This is a genomic window from Pseudarthrobacter sp. CC12 (assembly GCF_039907755.1).
Classification (GTDB): domain Bacteria; phylum Actinomycetota; class Actinomycetes; order Actinomycetales; family Micrococcaceae; genus Arthrobacter; species Arthrobacter niigatensis.
Window position 1 is genome coordinate 1 of record NZ_JARDJH010000003.1, and the last position, 15,855, is coordinate 15,855.

The 15,855-nt window shown below is 66.2% G+C and carries 16 protein-coding genes; 8 read left to right on the forward strand and 8 right to left on the reverse strand.

Annotation, left to right across the window (positions count from 1 at the left end):
- Positions 1 to 403: 403 nt before the first annotated feature.
- Positions 404 to 1,318: a hypothetical protein gene (locus tag PV772_RS02995; protein WP_347885305.1), complete on the reverse strand. Its 915-nt coding sequence runs from the start codon at positions 1,316 to 1,318 to the stop codon at positions 404 to 406.
- Positions 1,319 to 1,909: 591 nt separating this feature from the next.
- On the opposite strand from PV772_RS02995, the gene PV772_RS03000 reads away from it, so the two are divergent.
- Together PV772_RS03000 and PV772_RS03005 are read left to right on the forward strand one after the other, a co-directional pair.
- Complete coding sequence (locus PV772_RS03000; RefSeq protein WP_347885306.1) at positions 1,910 to 2,089, forward strand: hypothetical protein; 180 nt, start codon at positions 1,910 to 1,912, stop codon at positions 2,087 to 2,089.
- Positions 2,090 to 2,304: 215 nt separating this feature from the next.
- On the forward strand, positions 2,305 to 3,756 hold the full coding sequence (locus PV772_RS03005; protein WP_347885307.1) for an FAD-dependent monooxygenase: 1,452 nt from the start codon (positions 2,305 to 2,307) through the stop codon (positions 3,754 to 3,756).
- Between the two features lie 326 nt (positions 3,757 to 4,082).
- Here PV772_RS03005 and PV772_RS03010 read toward each other — a convergent pair whose 3' ends face one another.
- Positions 4,083 to 4,820: a GAF and ANTAR domain-containing protein gene (locus tag PV772_RS03010; RefSeq protein WP_347885308.1), complete on the reverse strand. Its 738-nt coding sequence runs from the start codon at positions 4,818 to 4,820 to the stop codon at positions 4,083 to 4,085.
- Between the two features lie 105 nt (positions 4,821 to 4,925).
- Between PV772_RS03010 and PV772_RS03015 the strand changes: the two genes are divergently transcribed.
- On the forward strand, positions 4,926 to 6,131 hold the full coding sequence (locus tag PV772_RS03015) for an acyltransferase (RefSeq protein WP_347885309.1): 1,206 nt from the start codon (positions 4,926 to 4,928) through the stop codon (positions 6,129 to 6,131).
- Between the two features lie 32 nt (positions 6,132 to 6,163).
- On the opposite strand, the gene PV772_RS03020 is transcribed toward PV772_RS03015, so the two are convergent.
- The 3 genes from PV772_RS03020 to PV772_RS03030 form a co-directional block, all read right to left on the reverse strand.
- Positions 6,164 to 6,871 carry a cation transporter gene (locus PV772_RS03020; protein ID WP_347885463.1) on the reverse strand — a complete coding sequence of 236 codons (708 nt, stop codon included), beginning with the start codon at positions 6,869 to 6,871 and terminating at the stop codon, positions 6,164 to 6,166.
- Between the two features lie 38 nt (positions 6,872 to 6,909).
- Positions 6,910 to 7,236 carry a winged helix-turn-helix domain-containing protein gene (locus PV772_RS03025; RefSeq protein ID WP_347885310.1) on the reverse strand — a complete coding sequence of 109 codons (327 nt, stop codon included), beginning with the start codon at positions 7,234 to 7,236 and terminating at the stop codon, positions 6,910 to 6,912.
- Positions 7,237 to 7,362: 126 nt separating this feature from the next.
- Positions 7,363 to 8,898 (reverse strand): LCP family protein, encoded by a 1,536-nt coding sequence (locus tag PV772_RS03030; RefSeq protein WP_347885311.1) that lies wholly within the window; start codon positions 8,896 to 8,898, stop codon positions 7,363 to 7,365.
- A gap of 202 nt (positions 8,899 to 9,100) precedes the next feature.
- On the opposite strand from PV772_RS03030, the gene ftsW reads away from it, so the two are divergent.
- On the forward strand, positions 9,101 to 10,408 hold the full coding sequence (ftsW, locus tag PV772_RS03035; RefSeq protein ID WP_347885312.1) for a putative lipid II flippase FtsW: 1,308 nt from the start codon (positions 9,101 to 9,103) through the stop codon (positions 10,406 to 10,408).
- Entirely contained in the window at positions 10,392 to 11,678 is a 1,287-nt protein-coding gene (locus PV772_RS03040; RefSeq protein ID WP_347885313.1) for an MFS transporter, read from the forward strand. Before ftsW ends, PV772_RS03040 begins: the two co-directional genes overlap by 17 nt.
- Here the strand turns inward: PV772_RS03040 and PV772_RS03045 are convergent.
- Complete coding sequence (locus tag PV772_RS03045; protein WP_168223169.1) at positions 11,675 to 11,821, reverse strand: hypothetical protein; 147 nt, start codon at positions 11,819 to 11,821, stop codon at positions 11,675 to 11,677. The two genes, PV772_RS03040 and PV772_RS03045, sit on opposite strands and share 4 nt — an antisense overlap.
- A gap of 297 nt (positions 11,822 to 12,118) precedes the next feature.
- The gene (locus tag PV772_RS03050) at positions 12,119 to 12,871 is read right to left on the reverse strand and encodes an ANTAR domain-containing protein (protein WP_347885314.1); all 753 of its coding nucleotides are present in this window, start codon (positions 12,869 to 12,871) and stop codon (positions 12,119 to 12,121) included.
- A 223-nt stretch (positions 12,872 to 13,094) separates the two neighbouring features.
- On the opposite strand from PV772_RS03050, the gene PV772_RS03055 reads away from it, so the two are divergent.
- Complete coding sequence (locus PV772_RS03055; RefSeq protein WP_347885315.1) at positions 13,095 to 13,613, forward strand: MarR family transcriptional regulator; 519 nt, start codon at positions 13,095 to 13,097, stop codon at positions 13,611 to 13,613.
- Between the two features lie 63 nt (positions 13,614 to 13,676).
- Positions 13,677 to 14,171, forward strand: coding sequence for a hypothetical protein (locus PV772_RS03060; RefSeq protein WP_347885316.1), 495 nt, complete (start codon positions 13,677 to 13,679; stop codon positions 14,169 to 14,171).
- A 152-nt stretch (positions 14,172 to 14,323) separates the two neighbouring features.
- Here PV772_RS03060 and PV772_RS03065 read toward each other — a convergent pair whose 3' ends face one another.
- Positions 14,324 to 14,647: a hypothetical protein gene (locus PV772_RS03065; RefSeq protein ID WP_141182225.1), complete on the reverse strand. Its 324-nt coding sequence runs from the start codon at positions 14,645 to 14,647 to the stop codon at positions 14,324 to 14,326.
- A gap of 204 nt (positions 14,648 to 14,851) precedes the next feature.
- Between PV772_RS03065 and trxB the strand changes: the two genes are divergently transcribed.
- Positions 14,852 to 15,829, forward strand: a complete 978-nt coding sequence (gene trxB, locus PV772_RS03070) for a thioredoxin-disulfide reductase (protein ID WP_141159615.1) — start codon at positions 14,852 to 14,854, stop codon at positions 15,827 to 15,829.
- Positions 15,830 to 15,855: the final 26 nt, after the last annotated feature.

Below are 15,855 nucleotides of genomic sequence, written 5' to 3' on the forward strand. Positions count from 1 at the left end.
CTTCGTCACAGCTTGCCGCTGGGCCATCGTTAGCTCCATGAAAACGGGCATAACCTGCACCCGCTGCCATCACCCTTCACCACGCCGCTAAACGGAGGTTTCAAATGAGGCAACGAATCCGGCAACGCGGAGGTTTTCAATGAGTCAACGCGGGGTCTTTACGCCCTGGCCACACGTTATTAAAGTGGGACGGGTCATAGTCCGGATGGGCGCTTGGGCGTCCGGGAAGGGGGATTGCGCATCACCGCTGACCGATACCAGAAGACAAGTGACCACTACGTTCAAGGCCCCTCCTAGGAGGGGCCTTCCCTTTGCCGGCGGCGGCATGGAGCTTACCGGACCAGTTCCATCAGCCAGAGACGGAGGAACCGCCGTGCCGAGCCCGTGTCACTGAGGACTGTGGTTACGTCAGGGGCCAGGGCGGTGCGGGCTCCGCATACTTGGTGATGGCGGCTTTGGCCTGCTCGTGCCGGGAGTCGCTGGACATGAGCATGTCCTGCTCCATGAAGCTGAATCCAAACAGTCCATTAACCTTGAGTTCCGCCATCTTGGCGTCATTGAAGAACCCTGCCATGTCGGCATCATAAACGGCCAGGGAATTGTTGTCGGGCTTGTAGTGCGCCAAGAGAGAAAAGCCGTTCCCGTAACCATGCAAGGCCTTCACCATCCAAGTGGACTGCTCAACGTTCCCGGTGTTCCCCATGGCTTGGAACGACTGGAAGTCGGATTCGTCCATGACGTCCTTAAAGTAGGGAAGCATTGACCTTCCGCCCCCACGGGAAGGGTCATCAAAGGTTGCGGCCCACCCTCCCCAAGATAGCGCGACCTTTGAATTCGGGGCGTACTTATGGAAACTGGCTTTGGCCTCGCGGTAGGCATCCTTCAGGGCCTTGTAATAGTCCTGGCCGGTGTCCCAGTAGTTACCGTCCTCCCGGCAGGGGTAGGTCTGAAATTCGGTGAACATGGAGACATACAAGGGAGGGCCGTCTGCCGCGCCGCCCGTATTCTTCGCCAGCCGCACCATGTCGGCCTGGAACTCGTTGGAGAGAGGATAACTGGCTCCGCAGACCGCTCCGTACTTTGTCTGCACCATTCCCGAGTCGGGCCATCCCTTCGGACCCCAGGTATCAGTTGTGTAGCCGTCCCAGATAACCAGGTGCATTGCCTTCCCGGCGGCATAGATCTGTGGGGTCACGGCCGTGCGGAATTTATCGAAGAACGCCATGTCCGTGCGGTAGTTGTACCAACTGGTAATCATGTTGACAGGCACTTCCCGGACGATCGGCTTGTCGAGGGCGCCATAGGCCTGCGAACCCACACCAAAAAGAAAACCGCCATGAACGTGCTTTGACTGATTGCCGGGGGACGCAGGGGTCTTGGAGGGACTGGGCGCCGGTGGCGACGGAATGCACCCTGAAAGGAAGAGGCCTGCGGCAACTAGCACCGTGAGCAAACGCCAGGACAGTGCGATTGACTCAACGCGCGGTCCACCGTGGGATGGATCGTGGGGGAGATATCTCCAGCGCCGTATATGGTCCATGATGATCCATCCTCCTGGGACCCGGGCAGGAGACTATGGATCGAATGCCCGGGCTGCAGACCCCTGGCGCCGCTCAAGGGTCATGCGATGACAACAAACATTGCCGTACGTATCAGTCCCAGTACTGTAAGTTCCGACACTGTCGATATTGCCCCTTGAACCGGCATGCCGCCACAGCGGCGGCCCCTGAAGATGCGGATGCCCGGCAAATTAGGGGGGACTTTGCGGCGTCAGGGCCAGTGCTCGGGCAATGACGCCAATGCCGTACCCTTATGGGGATAATCCTGTTGTTCGGGCGGACACCTGGGAGGCCCTGCCCGGCGGCCTGCCAGGAACGTGCCTCCCTCGGTCTCATAAAGGGTCAGAAAATTGACAACCACAGTCTCTCAGGCACCCAAGCTTGGTCCGTTCGAGAACCTGGGCTGGACAGCCCTGTCCATCGCCGCCGCTGCGCTATTGCTCCCGGCAATTGGAGTCAAGGCATTGTCCAGCACAGTGCTTCCCAGGGCTGCGGGCGACGTCGACGACAGCCATTACCTGATCCAGTAGCAGCATAGATTCTGCCAAGGATTTGGCACTGCAGCCCTGCGTGGGTCCCGGTGCTGACCGCCGACTTGGCCGGGTACTTCCTGCCGGGCTGACACGCACCGGCGGACCCAGCGCCATAACTCTTTCCATTTCCAAAGTACCCCGTTATGGGGGCCTTGCCGCAAGGCCCCGGGGGTGCCGCATACTGGCGGTCGGAAACGTGGACAGGGGGCAACATGCACGACGTAGTGATTGTGGGGTGCGGGCCCACGGGGCTGATGCTGGCGGGGGAACTGCGGCTGGCGGGGGTGGACGCAGTGGTGCTGGAGCGGCGCGCGTCCCAGGAACTGGCCGGTTCCCGCGGCGGGGGAATCCATTCGCGCACCATCGAACTGCTGGACCAGCGCGGCATTGCGGACCGGTTCCTCGCCGCGGGCAAGACGGTCCAGACTGCATCCTTCGGCAATACCCAGCTGGATTTGGGCGGCCTGCCCACCCGCCACCCGTACACGCTGGCGCTGTTCCAGAACCACATTGAGCAGCTGCTGCTCGAGTGGGTGCAGGGTCTGGGCGTGGAGATCCGGCGCGGCGTTGAGGTCACCGGAGTATCGCCGGACGACGACGGCGCAGAGGTCCAGCTGGCCGGTAGTGGGCCCGTGCGGGGCCGCTACGTTGTGGGCACCGACGGCGGGCGCAGCGTGGTGCGGCGGTCCGCCGGCATTCCCATGGTGGGCCCGGACGCTACCCGGAGCAGCCTGATCGCCGAGGTGAAGGTGGCCGGGGAACCGGGCCAGCAGGGGAAGGTGGATGCGCGCGGCATCCACGGGCTGTACCCGATGGGCGGCGGAATGGTCCGGGTGGTGGTCACCGAAGCCTCCCTGGGGCCGGCCACCGAGCCCACCTTGGCAGACCTGCGGGAGGCCCTGACAGAGGTCTTCGGCACCGATTTCGGCGTGCACAGCCCCACCTGGCTCTCACGCTTCACGGACGCCACCCGGCAGGCGGGGGCGTACCGGAAGGGCAGGGTGCTGCTGGCCGGGGATGCCGCCCATGTCCACTCACCGACGGGCGGGCTCGGCATCGGCCTGGGGCTGCAGGACGCGGTAAACCTCGGCTGGAAACTGGGGCACGTGGTGCGCGGCGTCTCCAGCGAGGATCTGCTGGACACGTACCACGCTGAGCGGCACCCGGCGGGGGAGCGGGCCCTTAAGTACACCATGGCGCAGTCCCTCTTCCAGAAGGCCGATCCCCGGCAGGAAGCCCTCCGGGACCTGCTCGGCGAGGTGCTCAGCGTCGATGGCGCCGGCACGCCCATCGCGGCGCTTATCACCGGACTCGACGTCGCCTACCACCCTGGCCCGGGCCACCCGCTCCTGGGCCGCCGGATGCCGGACCTGGACCTGGCCACCGCGGCCGGGCCCGCCACCGTGTATTCGCTGCTGCACAGTGCCCGGCCCCTGCTGCTGGAAGTCGGCGGCCCGGCGCTGGAGCCCGGCTCCTGGGCCGGGCGTGTGGTGCACACCCGCGCAACGTACGACGCCGCGTGGCAGCTTCCCGTCCTGGGGGCCGTTGCTGCGCCCACGGCAGTCCTGGTCCGGCCCGACGGCTACGTCGCGTGGGTGGGGCAGGGCTCAGCGGACGGGCTCACCGAGGCCCTGCCCAAGTGGTTCGGCCCGGCAGGCCCGTGAGGGCCCAAAGTCCGTCCCGCGCCACGGATGCATTAATTGGGGGAAATTGAGCAAAATCTGCGGGAGCACCCTCTATTGCCGGCAGTCACGGTTTGTTAGGCTGAGGTCCGGGTCAGGCAGGTGGCCTCACTGTTGCCGCCTAGGGAAACCCTTTCTACCGCCGCCCGCCATTCGGTGCGGGATCGAGAAACTATTCTTGGGCAAGCAACCGTCCGCAAAGCTGACGCGGATGTGGCCCAGGGTATCCATTTTTCGGGGGTGGGCCACATCCCGTCGTTCGTTCCGGGGGCCAGCAGCGTGGCTGGCTCCCGGGCATCCCGCAACCTTCAGTCGTCGAAGTGCGCCTTGACGGACACTGGGCCGGAAAAGCCGCTGACCAGTGCTTCTGCAATCTCGTTGAGCTTCCGATTCCGGGTGCTTGACGCGCTGCGGAGAAGCTCAAAAGCCTGGTCTTTTCTGCAATTGTTTTGGGCCATGATGATTCCGCAGGCAACGTCTATGACCGTCCTCGTATCCATCGCCGCCTTCAAATTTTCTGCGCGCTGGTCTGCCGAGGCAATCCGCACCGCGAGCCGCAGCGCCTTGCCCGCCATCTCGCCGAACCTCATGGCGTCGGCCACGGCCGGCTCATCGAAGAGCCCGCTGACGGGAGCGAAGAAGTCCAGGACCGCGCCGCCGTCGTCCTCCAGCTTCATCGGGATACCCAGGGAACTGGCGACGCCCGCGGCTGAAAGGGCCTTGCCGTATTCGGGCCACCGCTGGTCCACCGGTACGTCTCCCAGCAGGACCGGAACGCCGGTGTCCAGGGCCTCGATGCAAGGCCCGTCTCCCAGTGATTGTTCAATCCGGTCCAGCACAACCGCCCGGCCGCTGCTGCCGCCGATGGTGACCGTGCGCTTGCGGCGGTGGAGCGTTACCGCGCACTCGATGGGCTGTCCCGTGCTTTTGGTCATGGTGGCTGCCGCAAACCCGGTGAGATCGTCGAGCACGGATTTGATGTCCTCCATGCCGGCGATGAGGTCCACGAGCTCTTCCAGGTCTTCTGCCTTGTCCTGTTCCACCATGTCTTCAATGTAGGAGGGGCGGCCAGCCCCCACAAGGGCCCCGCTCCCAGCTTCCGCCCAGCCGCGGGTCAGCGCAGTTATGGAAACGTTATATATGCTTGCTTAGTGGTTTTGAGGTCAAGCAGCGTAAATCTGTCAGTATCAGCCGGACCGGCAGCACCCCCCGCGGGGCTCCTGGCCGGGCGCAAGCATGCCCTGGATGGGCTCCGGATCATCGCCGTGGCCGGTGTCTTCTTCTTCCACACGGCCACCGACTCAATGCCGGGCGGATCCATCGGCGTGGACGTGTTCTTCACCCTCAGCGGCTTTGTGATCACACTCCTGATCATGAAGGAGTGGATCGCCACCGGACGGCTGCACCTTGGCATCTTCTACGCCAAGCGCCTGGCGCGGCTTTGGCCCGCGCTCCTGGCGCTCTGCGCAGTGATTGTCACCGCGGGCCTTCTGTTCCCCGCCTCCGGCTGGGGCGGCCAGGCGGGATTCGTCCTTCCCGCCGCCGCCTATGTGATGAACCTGGCCCACTTCGGCGTGTTCGGCGACTCCATTGCCGGCGAAACCCTGGGTCCCACCTGGACCCTCGCCGTCGAGGAACAGTTCTACCTGGTGTGGCCGCTGCTCCTGCTGGGGATGCTCCGGTTTTGGAAAGTCCGCACAGCAGCCTTCGCCACCATGGGCATGGCTGCCGCTTTCGTGCTGAACCGCTTCCTGCTGGTCAATGCCGGCCAGCCTCTGGACCGAATCTACAACGGACCGGACACCCGGGCCGACGAACTGCTGATCGGCTGCGCCCTTGCCCTGCTGTTCACCGCGGTCCGAGAGGGCTCCAGGTTGCACCGCGCCTTGGCATCGGCTGCCCGCTGGGGCGCTCCGCTGGCCGGAGCCACCTTGGTGGCGGCCCTGTTCCTGCTGAAGGAACCCGATGCCCCCGGAGCCTGGTTCAACACCTTCTGGACCGTGGGACCCACGGCGCTCGCCCTGGTTTCGGCCGTACTCATCGGCTCGCTTGTCCTCCAGCCGGCCGGGTTCTTGTCCCGCATCTTCAGCCATCCGTGGCTGGCACGTCCGGGCCGCGACCTGTCCTACGCCATGTACCTTTGGCACCTGCCGGTCTACCTGTTGCTGATGCCGCTGGTCCCGGCGCTGCCCCTCCGCATCGCGCTGACGGCGGTGCTGACGGTGCTGCTGGCGTACGGATCGTTCCGCAGGGTGGAACGGCCGCTCCGGCTCTGGGCGAACCAAAAGCTGGAACCCGTCGTCGTCCGTTCCACCCGGGAACCAGCCAAGGAACCCGTGACGGCCTCAGCCGGCTAGGCCCACGCCCCCTCCGTCCACCGGTCCGCAGTTCAGCTCTTCCTGATGGGCGGCAGTCCCAGCTGCGGCCTGCCCTCTGATCCATGCTCCGGGCTGGAGGCCGAACAGTCCGTGCAACAAGCCTCCTGCCGGTCACCAGCGGCATCCGCCTGCTGCGGCACAGCGCAGCAGGCGTCCCCGCGCCAGGCGTTGATGCCCTCGCGGACGGCGATGGCGGCGATGACAAGCGCTGCTCCGGCGTCTGCCCACCACCAGCCCAGGGTGCTGTTCAGGACGAGCCCGACCAACAGCACCGCGGAGAGGTACGTGCACAGGAGCGTCTGCTTGGAGTCAGCGACGGCCGTCCTGGACCCGAGCTCCCGCCCGGCGCGGCGCTGTGCCCAGGAGAGCACGGGCATGATGGCCAGGCTCAGCGCCGCGATAATGATGCCCGGCAGGGAATGCTGCGCTTCGCCGCCCCCGGCCAGGGACCGGAGGGAGTCCGCGGCGACGAACGCTGCCAGTGCGAAAAACGATATGGCGATGATCCGCAGGGTCAGGTGTTCGCGGCGTTCGGGATCCTTGGCGGAGAACTGCCACGAGAGCGCCAGCGCTGAGGCCACCTCGATTACCGAGTCCAAGCCAAAGCCGATCAGCGCGGATGAATCCGCAGCGCCGCCGGCCCAGAGCGCCACGATGGCCTCGAGCACGTTGTAGGTGATGGTGGCTGCTGCGAAGAGCCTGATCCGCCGGCTTAGCATGCGCCGGCGGTCAGTGCCGGGTTCAGTAAGTGCCCCGGTCACGCCAGGCACTCCCCGTCAGGCGCGCAGCACGCAGGGTCAACGGCCAGGACAACGTTCAGCAGGTCCTTGATGCCATGCCCGATCCGCGCGTCCGCCAGTTCGTACCGGCTCCGCCGCCCGTCCGGCACGGCAACCACCAGGCCACAGCCGCGCAGGCAGGTCAGGTGGTTGGACATGCTTTGGCGGGACACGGCCAGGCTGTCCGCCAGGTCGGACGGGTAGGACGGGGCTTCCGCAAGGGCCAGCAGCACCCGCGCACGGGTGGGGTCCGAAACGGCATAACCGAAGCGGGCCAGCACGGGAGCGTGAGTCAGAGTCTCCATGCTCCCAAAAGTACAGCGGTGCCTGTATTCAGGCAAAGCTGGATTGTGCCCGCGAGATGGCACTTAGTGGCAGTCCCGGCGGCAGCCGCGATTGCCGTCAACTGCCATCCCGCGAGGGGCGTGGGGCTAGTAGCCGACCGGGTTGGCCGACTGGCAGGTCTGGTCGCTGCCGGTCTGTGCCACCACGCTGCCGGTGGAGTCTGCGGACGGCGGTGCGGCGGGCTTGGTGCCGGTGGCAAAGTCCGTGCCTGCGTACAGTTGCACGCCCTGGATGTTCGCCACCTGCTGGACGCTCGTGGCCGGCAGGCCGAACAGTGCCGCGACATCGGCTGCCACGTCCTCGAACCCGGCGGAGTAGTACACCATGGTCTGGCTTTGCGCCTGGGCCTGCAGCTTGGTCACCTTGGTGAAGCCGGCGTCGGAGAGCAGTCCGGCAATCGCGGTGCTCCGGCCAGCCACCCCGGTGCCGTTGGCGATGGAGATCGGCTGCAGCGACTTGTCGTAGGCCGGTGCCGCGGGGGTTGCGGGCGCCTCCGTGGGCGCCGCGGGGGCGGGCTGGCTCAGGTCCGGGCTGTTGCGGAGGGCAGCGAAGAAGTTGGACGCCGCCGGTTCATCGAGGGTCAGCCGGTTGGGGTCCTGCGGGGACGGCACCGTGGGGGTGGTGATGAAGTTGATGTTGGCGGGATCGATGTTCTTCAGCCGGTTGGCGATGGTGAGCAGCGACGGGATGGAGGACAAACCCGAATCCACCGTGAGGTTCTTGGTGATCGTGTCGGCGATGGTCAGCGTCTTCTGGGGGTTGCCCAGGGTTCCTTCGGACTTGAGCTTGCGGCTCAGCGAGGCCAGGAAGGCCTGCTGTGCCTGGATGCGGCCCAGGTCCCCACCATTGGCGAAGGCGTGCCGAGTGCGCAGGAACGCCAGCGCCTGGTCGCCCTGCACCTGCGACTTGCCGGCCGGCAGGTCCAGATGCGAATCGGGATCGTTGACGGCAGCGGTGACGCAGACCTCCACGCCGCCGACAGCGTTGGAGAGCTCCTTGACCGCGTTGAAGTCCGCCATCATGAAGTGGTCCACTTCCAGGCCCGTGAGCTTGTTCACCGTATCCACCGCGCAGCCGATGCCGGCCTGGGCCATGGCGCTGTTGATCATCGCGCTCTTCTGCTCGGGATATGCCTGGTTGGTCTTGGAATCCGTGCACGCCGGAACGTCCACCATCAGGTCGCGCGGGAAGCTGACCACGTTGACGTGCTTGTTGTCCGCCGAGATGTCCAGCAGCATCATCACATCAGACTGGCCGTAGCCGGAGGACTGGTCCGCGGTGCCGTACTGGCTGTTGTTTCCGCTCCGGGTGTCCGAGCCCAAAACCAGGATCTGCAGCCGGTCCGTGCTGTCATTGACGGCACCTTCGGTCCGCTGGCCGCCGGCGGTCAGCTCGGAGGTGCTGATATTGGACTGCAGGCGCCAGGCCCAGTAGCCGCCGAACGCCAGGACGCCCAGGAGCAGCACCGACACCACGGCGGTGACGGCTTTGACCCAGCGGGGAGCGCGGCGGAAAGGCCGACGGCGGCGCGAACTGGCGGCGTACAGCTCACCCTGGCCGGGGTAGGCGGGGGAGTTGGCGGCGTCCTGTTCCGGGCCGCGGGATTTTTTGGAACCGAACACGAAAAAATGACCTTCGGGAGGGGACAGGTTTCCGCTACGGTACACGCCGAAGCTGGCAATTCGCCCAGAACCGTGGCGGTGACGGGTGTCCCGGCGCCCCGGCCGGGGCGCGGGGGCGTACTCTTTCTTCTCGGCGGGACCCGCCCCCGGAGATGGGCCCGGCCGTGGGAAAGCCCGGGTGTGCAGGCTGAGGAACGGACAAATGGATACAGGACAAAAACAGGGCGGAACGGGCCGGCCTGGCCGCCGCGGGCTGGGCAAACTGGCGGTGTGGCTGGAGGACGACTCCCCGGGACGCCTCCGCCCGCTGATCCTGGCGGTGGTCCTCACGCTCTCGGCGATCGGACTCGTGGAGGTGGCATCGGCGTCGTCGGTGGAATCCGTGGCCGCAGGAAACAACCCGTATGACCTTCCGCTCAAGCAGGCCATGTGGACCGTGGCCGGCGTGGTGATCATGCTGGCGCTGGCCCGCACATCCGTGCGGCGGATCCGGTGGCTGGGCTGGCCGCTGCTGATCGGTTCCCTGTTCGCCCTGGTGCTGGTGTTCACGCCGCTGGGCATGTCCGTGAACGGCAACCGGAACTGGCTGAGCGTGGGCGGCTTCACCGCCCAGCCCTCGGAGTTCGCCAAACTGTCGCTGATTGTGTGGGGCGCCTGCATCCTGGACCGGAAGCAGGCCCTGCTGGGGCAGTGGAAACACGCGGTCATCCCGCTGGCGCCGGCCGGAGCGCTGATCATGGGCGTCGTGGCGCTGGGGCATGACCTGGGGACCACCATGATCATCATGCTGATCCTCGCCGCCACCATGTTCTATGGCGGCGTGCGGATGAAGGTGTTTTCCGTGGCCGGGCTCATCTGTGTGGCGGCGGCCCTGATACTTGCGGCCACCAGCGGCAACAGGATGGGGCGGATCTCCTCCTGGCTGGGTATGGGCTCCGACGAGGACGCCCAGGGCATGGGTTACCAGGCGCAGCACGGGGCCTACGCGCTGGCCTCCGGCAGCTGGTTCGGCGTGGGGCTGGGCCAGAGCCGGCAGAAATGGAACTGGATCCCGGAAGCCCACAACGACTTCATCTTCTCCATCCTGGGCGAGGAACTCGGCTTTGCCGGGTCGCTCCTGGTGCTGGGCCTGTTCGCCATCCTGGCCATTGCCGTGTTCAAGACCATCGCCCGCACCACGGACACGTTCTCCAGGACCGTCGCGTGCAGCATCATCACCTGGATCCTGGGCCAGGCGGTCATCAACATCGCCATGGTCAGCGGGCTGCTGCCGGTGATTGGCGTGCCGTTGCCGTTCATCTCCTACGGCGGCTCGGCCATGGTCTCCTCCCTCGCCGGAATCGGGGTGATCCTGGCCGTGACGCGCCCCGAAGGAACTGTTCCCCCTGGCCGCGTCGCAAGCCGCCGGGGCCGCGGCTTCCGCAGTGCCGGGCCGAAGGAGGCCACGCCAAGTGGTGCGTTGGCCGGCCGTACCGCGAATCAGGTCCGGGAGCATGCCCATCAGCGCTAGCGCCGCCGGGAGGGGTCCCGCGGCGCCCATGACCGCCATCCGCTTCATCCTGGCCTTCGGGATCATCAGCGCACTGATGGACATGGTGTACGAGGGCGCCCGCAGTGTCACCGGTCCGTACCTGGGCGCGCTGGGCGCGTCAGCGCTCCTGGTCAGCGTTGTCACCGGCGCCGGCGAGGCAGTCGCCCTGGTTCTCCGCCTGGTGTTCGGCCGGCTTGCGGACAATCCCGGGCTGCGGTGGGCGCTGGCGATCGGCGGATACGCCCTGACGGCCGTTTCCGTTCCGCTGCTTGGACTCACGGACGCGCTGTGGATCGCCTGCCTCCTGGTCCTGGCGGAGCGGCTGGGCAAGGCGGTTCGGAGCCCCGCCAAGGACACCATGCTGGCAGAGGCAGGATCCGCGATGGGCCAGGGGAAGGCGTTCGCGCTGCATGAGGCCCTGGACCAGGTGGGGGCATTGCTGGGGCCGCTGCTGGTGGGGGCGGCACTGGCCCTTTCGGGCAGCTACGGTCCGGGGTTCCTGTTGCTGGCTGTCCCCGGACTGGTGGCCATGATGATCCTCTTCTGGCTGCGGCGGAGGGTCCCTGACCCTGGCCTCTTCGAGCCGGCCGACGCCCGGGCCGTCGGTCCTGTTCCCGGCGAAAGCGGCCCTGTCCACGGCGATGCCGGCGCCGTGTCCGGCAAAGCCGCCGCCATGCCCCGGCAGTACTGGCTCTATGCCGCATTCAGCAGCCTGACCATGTTCGGCTACGCCACGTTCGGGCTGCTCTCATTCCATCTGGTGGCCGCCGGGCTCCTGCCGCCCGCCATGGTGCCTGTCCTCTATGCGGCAGCCATGGGAGTGGACGCCGTCGCCGCACTGGTTTCCGGCTGGCTCTTCGACCGGGTGGGGTTGAAAGTCCTCCTGGTCCTTCCCGTCCTGGCGGCTGCGGTGCCGTGGCTGGGTTTCAGCAACAACACGGCGCTGGCCGTGGCCGGCGTACTGGTGTGGGGAGCGGCCATGGGCGTCCAGGAAAGCACCATGCGGGCCGGCGTCGCCGGGCTGGCTCCGGTTGCCCGCCGGGGGAGCGCCTACGGGATGTTCACCGCGTGCTACGGCCTCGCGTGGCTGGCGGGAAGTATCCTCATCGGGTGGCTTTACGAGTACTCAACTCTTGCCCTCGCCGTTACCGTCACGGCTGTGCAGGCTGCCGCCATGGTGATCTTCGTCGTCGTCCGTCCCCATGCCGGACGCCCTGGACCGCAGTCTCCGGGAACCGAATCCTCCTAGGCAACCGCTCCGGCGACCTCCGGGCACTCAATGCAGCGGACGTCCGCAACCAGGGAACCGGCGTCGTCCTTTTGGAAGTGGGTGACGTGATTGGTGGTCCTGCCGCAGGTGGGGCAGAAGCTCTGGCTTTGTTTAGTCCACATGCATGAATAATACGGAAAGCCGCCGCAAACGAAAGATCAAGGACCAAAAGTATGTGGATCCCCGCATTCCCCGTGACCGGATCTTGACCAAACCTGCTGGCGATTCTTCAGGGAACACTGAGTTTCGCCGCGTAGCTTGGCCCCATCACGCAGTACGGAAGGAGCGCAGGACAATGACCATCACCGATTACATCGTGGCTCTCGGCGGCATGCTGGCTTCACTCGGATGTGCAGGACTCGTAGCCGCCGGCTTCATCAAGGCAGGGGCGCGGCACCAGGCGTAGCCCGGCCGGCCGGCTACGCGATCGCCGGGGGTTCGAAGCGCGTTCGGGGTGCGCCGCTGGGCATGGCCTTCAGGATGCTGTCCGCCACGCTGCGTACTTTGAGGTTGCGGTTCCTCGACGTTCCCGCCAGCCTGCTGAACGCCTCCGCGTAGGAGCACCGGTTCTGCGCCATGAGCACGCCGCAGGCAACGTCGATGCTGGTGCGGCTCTCCAGGACCTGCTTCAGGTTGTCGCCGGCGCGGATCACGCCGTGGACGTCCAGGGCCAGTTTCAGGCTGCGCGATGCCACCTCGCCGAACCACGCCGCCTCACTGGTAACCCTGGGGGTGAATGCGTGATTGGGCGGGCCCAGGAACACCAAGGCGGCCGAGACCCCCGGATGCAGCTCCAGGGGCAGGACCAGTGCTGCGCCAAAGCCCTGCTCCAGCAAGCGCCTCCGGTAGGCCTGCCAGCGTGAGCCTGCCTGGCTGACCACCGTGGGCGCGGCCAGGGTGGAGCCCAGCGCGGCCGGGCCGTCCGAGTACTCGTCTTCGGAGGCTGCAACGGCTGCCGCCTCCGTGGTGCTTCCCGCTGTGGCGGTGCTGCCCCGCTGCCGGTACAGCACCGCAGCACACTCAACCCCGGTTCCTGCCGTGCTGCTGAGCCAGCGGGCGGAGGCGTACGCAAGCTTTTGCAGGGATGCCGCCTCGTCGTCAGCCCCGGTCATCAGGTCCAGCAGGAACCCCTGCCGATCGGGCCCCTCATTGTTCGCCGGGCCATCAGCCACCCCGCACCCCCATCTGCCATTACCCCAAGGCCTTGCTGCCGGGGATTGCACAAAAACCTATTGGTCCGGGCCGGGGCGCGGCACGAGTAGCCGGTACTCTACTTTTCCCCCGGAGCCCTCGGAGATACCTGTTCGTTTCTTTTGCGGGGAGGTGGGCGGGCGGCAAGTGGGCTACCATGGGTTTGTTAGACGGCCAAGCAAGTAGGATATCGAAGGAATTCGCATGAACCCGCATGGTGCAGGCGAAAGCTACTGGTACCCACCTGCCGGGGGTGACCGGCCCGGAGCCGTCGACGTGATCAATGCTTTGCGGGAGTTCCGGACGTCGGAGAGCGCCATGAGACGGCGCACCCGCTCCTCGGCCGCGATGGGGGAGACCGACCTCCTGGCACTTCGGTACCTGATCGATGCGGAAGCGGCGGGTGTTGGCATTCGGCCCTCGCAGCTCGCTGCCCGCCTGGGTATTACCTCCGCGTCGATGACCGGCCTCGTGGACCGCCTGGTCGCTGCCGGCCACGTGATCCGCGAACCCCACCCCTCCGACCGGCGTGCCGTCATCCTTCGGCCCACCCCGGGAGCCGACGATGAGGTGCGGCACAACCTCAACCAGCTGCACAAGCGCATGCTGGAGGCCGCCGAGTCGCTCACGCCGGAGGAAATCACTGCCGTCATGAACTTCCTGCTGCGCATCCGTGAAGCGGTGGATGCCGTGGAATCGAGCCCGATTGCCGGACTCCGGTAGACAAGACGGTAATCCTAGTTAGACTAGCTACATTGTTTGATAACTATCGGATGGCGGGATCGCATGACTGCAGTACTTGAACCTCAGGCAGCGGAACAACCGATCCCTGTCCAGGCCCACGACGACTTCCAGCTCCAGCTGGCACTGATGGAGCCGGGGGAGCCCGCAGCCCCCGCGCTGCCGGACGAGCCTGGCGGGCCTGTGGACCTTGATGAGCCGGCCGCGCCTTTCCACTGCGGCGTGGCCATGACCGCCGGACCCGTCCCCATCGCATCCCTGGGATGGGCGCCCCTCGAGCTCGCCTCATCCGAATGGTCCTGCACCTGCGGCTACACCATGGACAGTGCGCCAGCCGGTGACCCGCTGGAATCCGTCCGGCTGGCATCGGCCAGGGTGGAGAGCCTTCAGTGGGAACTTGACACGGCCCAAGAACAGTTCGAGAACGCCGTCAGGAGCGCTTCGAAGCGAGGTGCCGAAGGGGAAGCCCTGGGCAGGGCCGCCGGCCTGAGCGCGGCGGAACTCCAGGACGTCCTCGCCGGCGGCACTGGGTTGCTGTAAGTCCCGGGCAAAGTCCGGAAAGCTCCTGACAGACCGAAGTGCAGCCATCCGTATGTTCAGATGCAGCTGCACTTCGGGCTGTTGGAAGCGGAAGAAAAGCGGTGGCGGCCTGCTCTGGCCCGAATTGTGGGCGCGGCGAGCGGCCGGGAGTTTTAGGCAGCCAGCCGCACCGGCGCGGTGCGCGGATGCCGGCGGCCAGCGAGCACGCTGATGGTGCAGGGTGCCTGGTCGGGATCGATCCTCGCGGGCAGCTGCCTCGTTTCGGACGAGGCGTGGAGCATTTCCAGCGCCTCCGCATCCACCCAGGCGCCAGAGATATCAAGCTCCAGGTCCAGGCCTCCCCTTAGGGAGTTGGCACGTTTTGCAACTACATAGAGGGCGTTGACGCTGTGGATGGTGATATGCCCCTTTGCAATCACCTGGGCCTTGCTGTGGTCCAGATCGACCCGGACCACGATGTTCAGCTTAGAGTTCAAGATGTAAAGCCTTCCCCGGCATTGGCTGCGACGCTGCAGCTTCTTGCATGACCTATTTGCTTAAGCCTCAACCAGATTAGGCAACCAATGTGATGTGCGCAACACAGTGACGTTTGTTACATCGACGCCGGCGTTGGCCCTGCCGTGCCATTCCGTGATGAGATCAAGGCACGCCTCTTCCGCACCGCCCCCGAAGGACACGCAATGAGCAAAGAACAGCTGATCATTATCGGCTCAGGCCCCTCCGGCTACACCGCCGCCATCTACGCCGCCCGCGCCGGATTGAACCCCCTGGTGCTGGCAGGATCCGTGACCGCCGGCGGCGCCCTGATGAACACCACCGAGGTGGAAAACTTCCCGGGCTTCCCCGGCGGCGTCCAGGGCCCGGAGCTGATGGACGGGCTGCAGCAGCAGGCGGAAAAGTTCGGCGCGCGCATAGAGTACGACGACGCCACGTCCGTCGACCTGAAAGGTCCGGTCAAGCGCGTGGTCACCGGAGCGGGGGAGACGTACGAGGCCCAGGCCGTCATCCTGGCCACCGGCTCCGCCTACAAGGAACTCGGCCTGCCTGAGGAGAAAAAGTTCAGCGGCCACGGCGTCTCCTGGTGCGCCACCTGCGACGGGTTCTTCTTCCGCGAGCAGGACATCATCGTGGTGGGCGGCGGCGACTCCGCCATGGAGGAAGCAACCTTCCTGACCCGCTTCGGAAAGTCTGTCACCGTCGTGGTCCGCAAGGGCGAGCTCCGCGCCTCCCGGATCATGGCCCAGCGAGCCAAGGACAATCCCAAGATCCGCTTCGCCTGGAACTCCGCCGTGACGGCCATCCACGGCGACGGCAAGGTCAGCGGCGTGACCCTGACGGACACCCGTACCGGCGAAACCCGGCACCAGGACGCCACCGGCATCTTCGTGGCCATCGGCCACCTGCCCCGCACCGACCTGGTGGCCGGCCAGGTGGACCTGGACGACGAAGGCTACATCAAGGTGGACGCGCCCACTACGTGCACCAACCTGCCCGGCGTCTTCGCCTGCGGCGATGCCGTGGACCACCGCTACCGGCAGGCCATCACCGCAGCAGGCACCGGCTGCGCGGCGGCCCTTGACGCCGAGCGCTTCCTGGCCGCTCTGGAGGACGCCGCCAGCATCGCCACAGCCCTGGTGGAGGAGCCGACACACAACTAGAGGCTGTGCAGCGCGACTTAATGCTG

Bases quoted from the DNA above. Each gene is read 5' to 3' on its own strand.
- PV772_RS03005 (WP_347885307.1), top strand. From the start codon at position 2,305: ATGCACGACGTAGTGATTGTGGGGTGCGGGCCCACGGGGCTGATGCTG.
- PV772_RS03010 (WP_347885308.1), bottom strand. From the start codon at position 4,820: ATGGTGGAACAGGACAAGGCAGAAGACCTGGAAGAGCTCGTGGACCTC.
- PV772_RS03020 (WP_347885463.1), bottom strand. From the start codon at position 6,871: ATGCTAAGCCGGCGGATCAGGCTCTTCGCAGCAGCCACCATCACCTAC.
- PV772_RS03025 (WP_347885310.1), bottom strand. From the start codon at position 7,236: ATGGAGACTCTGACTCACGCTCCCGTGCTGGCCCGCTTCGGTTATGCC.
- ftsW (WP_347885312.1), top strand. From the start codon at position 9,101: ATGGATACAGGACAAAAACAGGGCGGAACGGGCCGGCCTGGCCGCCGC.
- PV772_RS03040 (WP_347885313.1), top strand. From the start codon at position 10,392: ATGCCCATCAGCGCTAGCGCCGCCGGGAGGGGTCCCGCGGCGCCCATG.
- PV772_RS03045 (WP_168223169.1), bottom strand. From the start codon at position 11,821: ATGTGGACTAAACAAAGCCAGAGCTTCTGCCCCACCTGCGGCAGGACC.
- PV772_RS03055 (WP_347885315.1), top strand. From the start codon at position 13,095: ATGAACCCGCATGGTGCAGGCGAAAGCTACTGGTACCCACCTGCCGGG.
- PV772_RS03060 (WP_347885316.1), top strand. From the start codon at position 13,677: ATGACTGCAGTACTTGAACCTCAGGCAGCGGAACAACCGATCCCTGTC.
- trxB (WP_141159615.1), top strand. From the start codon at position 14,852: ATGAGCAAAGAACAGCTGATCATTATCGGCTCAGGCCCCTCCGGCTAC.